The organism is Holospora undulata HU1 (assembly GCF_000388175.3).
Lineage (GTDB): Bacteria > Pseudomonadota > Alphaproteobacteria > Holosporales > Holosporaceae > Holospora > Holospora undulata_A.
On sequence record NZ_ARPM03000062.1, the window covers coordinates 1 to 7443 of the forward strand.

The following is a 7443-nucleotide window of genomic DNA, read 5'->3' on the forward strand; positions in this document are numbered from 1 at the left end:
GCAATGCCGAGCATTATTTTGTTCAATGGAAAAGGTTTTTTCTTTTCCCTGAAAGGGGTGGGTGCTTGGAATAATTTTATTAAAATCTGCCCAATGATTTCCGCAAATTTTCCATTTTTTTAATTGTTCAAAAGTCGTTTGAATGTTTGGAGTGATCACCAAGTCCTAATCGATAAGCCCTGCACGATCCTAGGATTTAGAAATCCAAGCTTTAAAAATCCAAATTTTTGCTTCTTTTTTTAATAATGCAAAAATTGATCGATTTCCTTGTCTTCTGGGGAGGGCTCAACTTTGGCGCATAGCCTTGATTATAAGGTGCCCCCCTTCAAAACAGCGGTGGCGCTGACACCAAAACGCTGAGCAATTCGGTTCATTGAAAAGCCGCTTGCGTATAAAACAAGAGCTTGGAGCTTGTCTTTTTCGGGCACACCTCGTGAAATTTTTTCCACATCTTTTACATTTGTACCGCTGAATCCCTCGAACACAACCGCTTTTAAAGCACTCTTAATATTCACAAATTTTACATACAATCTTTTTTAGAGACTTTTAAAAGACTTCTTTTACTGATTTTAACAAAAAGTATCTTTAGTTAAAATCTTCGAAAATTTAATAAAAATGAAAAAAAGAAGTAAGTTAAATAAGACTGAATGCGTTTTGGGATGATCAGTGGGATAAAATAAAAGATCTTTTGCTTGGAAAACAAGAGGATGCAGACAAAGACAATCACCTGTTTGTAGAGGCAGTTTTTTACCGATATCGTACAAAAATTCCGTGGAGGGATTTAGTATTTGGCGATTTCAAAGCCATCCAATGAACGAGTGTGTATGCCCATCAACACAGCGCTGGCGCTAAAAAAGATTGGAATCAAGCCATATAGTGCAATCTGCGATGCCCAAGAAAATTCCACCAGTAATCTCATAGCTTTGCGCTTGACAAAAAATTAAGACCATGAACTAAGACCATGAACTGGAGGGGCTCGTGAAGACTAATGCAGCGCTTTCCAATGAACGTAACAACTTAAAGAAAAATGGCGTAAAGCCGTTATCCCACCTAAAAAGAATCGTTTAAAGCCTTCATTATTATGGTACACATCTTTATAAATTCCATCATTTGATTGAGATTTTTTTTCTAAACTTAAAGCAACACCGCACCATTGCCCCGTGCTATGGTAAAACGTCTGTAAAGCTTCTGGGCGCTATTCACTTGGCCTCAATTGTCCTTAGGCTTAATTAAGGACACAGCCTGTTTTTTTTATGATTTTATTTATTAATGAGTTAATAGAAAATATTTTTTGTTTATAAATAGTTTAAAATATTCATGTGATTATTTTTTTATTGACAGAGATTTGAAAGTAAAATACACTTAATAAGTAAAAATCAATTTCATTTTCTAAATGAAAAAAATAAAAAGTTTTATCTTAGGCGTTATTTTTTTTGAAGTTGCATCTTCTGTATATGCAAAAAGTCCAGAAAAATCGATCCCCATCGCCCCAAACCAAAGCAATAGATACGAGCAAAACACGCAGACTCAAATCATTCGTCCAAGAGGAGAGGATGGCATTCCATCACACAAAAGTACGAAGTTTGGAGACGGTGAGGAAAAGTTTTGGGAAAAAGATTACTCTAACATGAGTAAAGAAATTACTTGGAGTGAATTTGAGGACAAAAAAACAGAGATTAAGTTTCCTGAATATTCCTTTGAAAATGACAATGGAGAAAAGAAAAATTTTATAAAAGTACCAGGGCATCGGGAGGGATTGTCTTTATGGCATCATTTAGGGATTGTTCCAGAAGATATGATTGGTATCATGAGTGAGTACATATCAGAACTTCAAAAAAAAATATTAAATTCCCAAGATGACTATGATAGCGTGGCAGAGTGTCTAGATGTGCTTCAAAAGCTTGATCCTTTCGAACAATTTAGAAAAATAGAAGAAACGGAATTCGATCTTTTTAAAGAGTTTACTTATTTAGCAGAAAATTCAAAAAGTGTAATTGATGAGTGGTCTGGATTAGTTAAAGCAGATGGAGGGCAAACGTTTAGTCTTCCCAATGGAGATGCATTTTTTAAAATAGTATCTCAGCACCTAAAAACAAACATTGCTATTTTTACAGAAGATTTTTTAAATTTTTCAGACTCACCTCAAAAGAATAGGTTTTTTAAGTGTGAGGGGGCGCAACACTGGTTATATTTGATGCAACAAGGAAGCGGCGCGCAGTACGATATTTTAGTAGAAAAAAATCAATCCATTAGCAAAGCGATTATGGAAGAAATGTATTTGTACCTAAATAATCACTAAGGCTTGTTCTAAAACTAATCAATGGATGACTGGAAAGAGTACAAAAAATTTCTACCATTGTATACATGGTGATAGCGTATCATGATTGAAAATTTCCAGTCTAAAAAGTAATATCTTATTTAATTTTTTTTAGATTTGTTCTTAAGTAAGAATTTTTCACCCTCTAGACAGAGTACTTAAAAAATTGATAGAATTACAAAATTATTATCGTGTATGTTGATCCGCCACTGGGAGAAATAAAATTGAAATACGATATTGGGATTATTGGTGCAGGACCGGGGGGCTATGTGGCTGCTATTAGGGCTGCTCAACTTCAGCGCTCTGTAGTGCTTATAGAAGAAGCTAACTTAGGTGGGGTTTGCCTTAATTGGGGGTGTATTCCCACAAAATCACTTTTGAAAAGTGCTCAATTGTGGGGAGATCTTGAAAAAATGTCTCAGCACGGCATTTTCGTTCAGGGAAAAACGTTCGATCTTCAAAAGATGGTTGCGCGTTCTCGACAAGTTTCTCAAACTCTTTCTAGCGGTCTTCAAGGATTAATGAAAAAACACAACGTTACCGTAATAAAAGGAAGAGCCCACATAGAAGCGTGTTTTCCTAATAATATTTTGGTTCAAGTGTCTGGTCTGGACATCCCATTTTTAGAAGTTGAAAATTTAATTCTTGCTACTGGGGCAAAACCAAAACATCTTCCCTTGGATATTCCCCAGTCCATTCGTTGGAATGCCAGTGCCGCTATGACTCCAGAGTTTCTTCCAGGACGTTTGCTGATTATTGGTGCCGGAGCTATTGGTATGGAATTTGGATCATTTTATCAAGAATTAGGAACAAAAGTCACTATTTTAGAGCAAGGACCTTGCATTTTACCCTGTGAAGATAGTGAATGCAGAGATATGGCTTACAAAGCCTTTAAAGAAAAGGGGATGGAATTCCACCTAGGAATGGAGCTCTTATCTGCAGAAGTCAATCAGGGAAAAATTTCTGCAAAAATGAGTTGCAAAGATGGGAGTAAAGTTGAGCTTTGGAATGGATGCGCCCAAACAGATCGAATATTGGTTGCTATAGGTGTTACGGGGAACGTACAAAATTTAGGAATAGAGAAAACGAAAGTTCAGGTTTCTCAAGGGCACATCGTTGTAAACGAAATGTTTCAAACTTTACAGCCTAATATTTACGCAATCGGAGACGTTATTGGCGCGCCTTGGCTTGCGCATCTTGCCAGTCATCAAGGTATAGCTTGTATAGAGTACATAATCACGGGAAAAAAGCATAGCATTGATCCGTTGTCTATTCCTGGATGTATTTATACTTTGCCTCCTTTGGCAAGTTTTGGGCTCACAGAAGAAAAAGCCAGAAAGAGCCATGCTGTGCGCATTGGACGGTTTCCTTTTTCCGGAAACGGTCAAGCATTAGCGCAAGGCTCAGGTTCTGGGTTAATTAAGGTTATTTTCGAAGAGGACACAGGAGAGTTGTTGGGTGCACATCTTTTTGGACAAGGCAGTCCTGAGTTGCTAAGTTCTCTTTTAGTGGCAAAAAAGTTAGAAGCAACTCCAGAGGCGCTTTCTGATGTTATTTTTCCTCACCCAACGATGAGCGAAATGTTGCACGAAGCCGTACTTTCTGCTCAAGGACGAGCACTTCACGCGTAAGCTAAGATATTGGGGCGATTAAAGGTAAAAAAATTTTTATCAACTCGTTTTTTTATAGGGGGAATTAAATCAAAACTTTTCAGAAACTTTTTTAGAAGGAATAAAGAAAATTTTGAAAGTATTCTATTATAATGGGGAGAAGTCTAAAAAGTAAAATTTTTGAAAATCATGTTGGATGTAAGAACGAGTCAACTGTATTCTTGGAATACCTTAATACGTGCCTTAGGGGGGATTGCTTTTATGATGGCGATCTTTGCATACATTTTGGATTATTTTTTTGGGTATACTGGGTGCACATTATGTCATGTAGAGCGAACCTTACTAATGATTACTGGGACTTGGACCGTTTACGCATCATCTAGCTGGATAGCTTTTGGATTGTGGTGTTTGGGGGGGGGAGTGACCTTTTATCACCTTTCGGTTCAAAATCATTGGCTCCCCTTAGCATCTTTTTGTAAAGCACCAGTTCCATCTGGAGACACGTTAAATGCTCAAATGGAAAATTTCTTATCAAAACCTGGAGTTTCTTGTGATGAAATTACGTTAAAAGTATTAGGAATTTCTGCAGTTTATTTTTTATTTACTTTTTTTACAACAGGGTGTCTAATAATATTATGGAAGATTCTTAAAACTTCTAAGAAATATTACTCTTTAAAAAGATTTACAAAATAAATATTAGAAAAAAAATTATTTTTTTTAAATGATTTTATAGTAATATCATTTTGTAATTTGCTAAGAAAAATAAAAAGATGAATTCTTTTAAAAATTTGTTATTACTTTTTGGATTTTTTCTTATAAATACGCAAGAAGGATTTTCAGGAAAAGAGAACGTTGGATCAGTTTTGAGAGATTTTGAAGACTTTAAAGAAGATTGGAGAACTTATTTTATAAAGCCAGAACACGTCCAGGATTATCGTAATTCAGATTTGGACAAATTGTATAAAACGTTAGAAAAAGTAAGTGATATAGTCAATACTTATAGAATTCCTGATTCAGAGAAGCTGAGTCTAATCAAAGAAGCTTTTATTGTCTTATCTGAAAAATATAATATTTCTCAAGAAGATTTTTTTGAATTAGTAGTAGAAGAGAAAAAAAAGATCTGCTCAAAAATCAGAGAAAAGAAAAATGAGAACATTCGAAGAGAAGCCGGAAGTATATATAATCCAGAAGAATTAAAGGAAATTAGAGAAAGATGTGAAAGTTTTGTTGAACAAGCTCTTTCTCCATCTAATCTTCAAGAAAATTAAGAAAATAAAAAAGATTAAATAATTTAATTACCCGAATCAGAGAGAAAATTTTAAATTTTAAGATTTTTTTGTTGATTTAAAAAAATATTACAACTTTACGACTTGGGATAGAAAGAGCGGTAATTCTCTTTTTATCCTATTTTTTGATACGAAAAAGAATACAATCAAGGCCTTGCAAAACGTTCCAGAGTCCACTAATTTTTTGTTCTTAAAAAAAGTTAATAAATCTAAATCTATCGTTAAGTAAGGACGGTAGATTCTTAGAAAAAAAAATCTAATTTTAAAAACAATAGCAATAGAATAAAAAAACATTTACTTTCGTCTCTTAGAATAATATTTTGGGTAAAAATTGAAGTGTTTTTTTATTAAAAACAATAATTGAATTTTTTTTAGAATATGATAAAGTTAAGATGCTCGTGTATTTTATATAAGTGTATGAATCAAGAATCTTACTTTTCCGTGACCCGCCTAGATCAAAGGATTGACAAGTGGGTGCATTACGAATGGCCTCAAATTTCTTACTCTGCCATTCAAAAAGCTTTGCGCACGGGAGATATTCGTGTTAATCGTAAAAAAGTCTCATCAAGTTATCGATTATCGCAAATTGATGAGGTTTATGTGTATCCTGGATGGTTAAAAAAAATGAGCATTCTTGAACCTTCTAAAGAAAAGTTGTGCGCGTATTGGCAAGAAAAGGTTTCGCGTTGGATTATTTATACCCATGAAGATTTTTGGATTATAAGAAAGCCCGCTGGAATTCCTTGTCAAAAAGGAACAAGTCAGACGTTAAGCGTAGATGACCTTATGTCAAAATGGGCGGGTTGCCCTGTGTATCTTGTTCATCGTTTAGACAAATTTGTTAGTGGTGCACTAATTATAGCAAAAACTCCTTGTTCAGCTTCGGCATTAGGTAAGCTGATGAAAGAACGAAAAATTCAAAAACGGTATTGGGCTTTGGTTCATGGGCGGGTTCAGAAAGATCAAGGGCACATTCGTTTTCCCCTTGTGAATCACCCTTTTGGTACAAGAGTTTGTCTCCCAGAAACTCCTAAATCTTTAGTTTGTCATACTGAGTATTTTCGACGCGGTGTTTACAGAGTTCCTTTTGACTACTCTTGGTTAGAGCTTTCTTTGCATACAGGAAGAAAACATCAGCTTCGCGCGCATTTAAGTCACCTTGGTCACCCTATTATTGGTGATAATGTGTATGGAAAATCTTTTTTGGATTGTTCAGCAAGTTCTTTAAAATTACACAGTTTTAGCCTCGCGTTTTTTTATAACGAAAGTCCTATTTTGGTAGATTGCCCACCTATAGATGAATTTTTTACTTACTTTTCTTGATCTTAAGGAGAAATATAAAATTCTTAAAATTGTTCTCTACTTATCTACGTTCTTGATATTTTCAAAAAAGTAAATAAGGAAATTGTGCAAAATCAACTTAAGCATAATACATTTTCAAGCGTTCTTTTTCTAAACAAGCGACATCTGTATCAATTTTTAAACTGTATGTGCAGACTTTGCGCTGTACATATATAGCCAAAACATGATAAAAAGAATATAACAATGGAGCTGGATAAAATTATAATTATGATAATTATGTAATAAATTATATAATTAAAGTTATGACATCTTCATTAGATTTTCGAAAAAAGTATTAAAACCAAAGCACGGTTTATCATTTGAAAAAATAGCCGCTAGATTTTCCATATCTAAATCAGCAGTAGTGAGATAGAGTAAAACTCTTGAAGGATTTCAACAAAAAGAATAAACCATGGACAAAATTAGACACAGAAAAATTGTATAGAAGAATTTCCAGACAGGTGCTACGAAAGGGCTAAGAAGTTAGAAGTCAGCGCTTCTGGTAAAGATATGCAAAACAGCGTTTAGGAGTGGCATATACCAAATCAAACTGAAAGTGTTGGATTAATGCGTTGAAAGTTGTCATTGACGCGGTCGACAAGATCCATGACGACGTTGTCCCAGGTTTGGTCGAAAAAATGCAGCATACCTCTTGTAAAACTCTTTGACAGAGACAAAAAATCGATTATTGCGCACATATTCATTATTCGATGGGGTTTTCAGGTTGGGGGGTAGGGCATAAGTGTTGAAAGTGTCAAAATAAATGTTTAACAGCATTGAAATCCCCTCCTGAAATAATAATTAATGTTTTAATAAAAGATTTCTTTAGATCTCATGTAAATTGAAATAATGGAATTTTGAAGCCATGCAGTTTCTTTCTAGCCTTGTA

The 7443-nt window shown here is 34.6% G+C and carries 6 protein-coding genes and 1 pseudogene; 6 read left to right on the plus strand and 1 reads right to left on the minus strand.

Going from position 1 to position 7443, the window contains the following annotated elements; translation table 11 throughout:
* Positions 1–308: 308 nt before the first annotated feature.
* Positions 309–515: a helix-turn-helix domain-containing protein gene (locus K737_RS00935; protein ID WP_024161337.1), complete on the minus strand. Its 207-nt coding sequence runs from the start codon at positions 513–515 to the stop codon at positions 309–311.
* A 122-nt stretch (positions 516–637) separates the two neighbouring features.
* Between K737_RS00935 and K737_RS00940 the strand changes: the two are divergent.
* The 6 genes and pseudogenes from K737_RS00940 to K737_RS06675 all read left to right on the plus strand — a co-directional run.
* A pseudogene (locus tag K737_RS00940) lies at positions 638–808 on the plus strand (transposase); the annotation flags it as partial.
* Between the two features lie 585 nt (positions 809–1393).
* Positions 1394–2299 (plus strand): hypothetical protein, encoded by a 906-nt coding sequence (locus K737_RS00945; RefSeq protein WP_006287856.1) that lies wholly within the window; start codon positions 1394–1396, stop codon positions 2297–2299.
* Positions 2300–2541: 242 nt separating this feature from the next.
* Entirely contained in the window at positions 2542–3948 is a 1407-nt protein-coding gene (lpdA, locus tag K737_RS00950) for a dihydrolipoyl dehydrogenase (protein WP_035543317.1), read from the plus strand.
* A gap of 171 nt (positions 3949–4119) precedes the next feature.
* Positions 4120–4620: a disulfide bond formation protein B gene (locus K737_RS00955; RefSeq protein WP_235075646.1), complete on the plus strand. Its 501-nt coding sequence runs from the start codon at positions 4120–4122 to the stop codon at positions 4618–4620.
* A 77-nt stretch (positions 4621–4697) separates the two neighbouring features.
* Complete coding sequence (locus K737_RS00960) at positions 4698–5195, plus strand: hypothetical protein (RefSeq protein ID WP_006287852.1); 498 nt, start codon at positions 4698–4700, stop codon at positions 5193–5195.
* Positions 5196–5630: 435 nt separating this feature from the next.
* On the plus strand, positions 5631–6536 hold the full coding sequence (locus K737_RS06675; RefSeq protein WP_006287850.1) for an RluA family pseudouridine synthase: 906 nt from the start codon (positions 5631–5633) through the stop codon (positions 6534–6536).
* Positions 6537–7443: the final 907 nt, after the last annotated feature.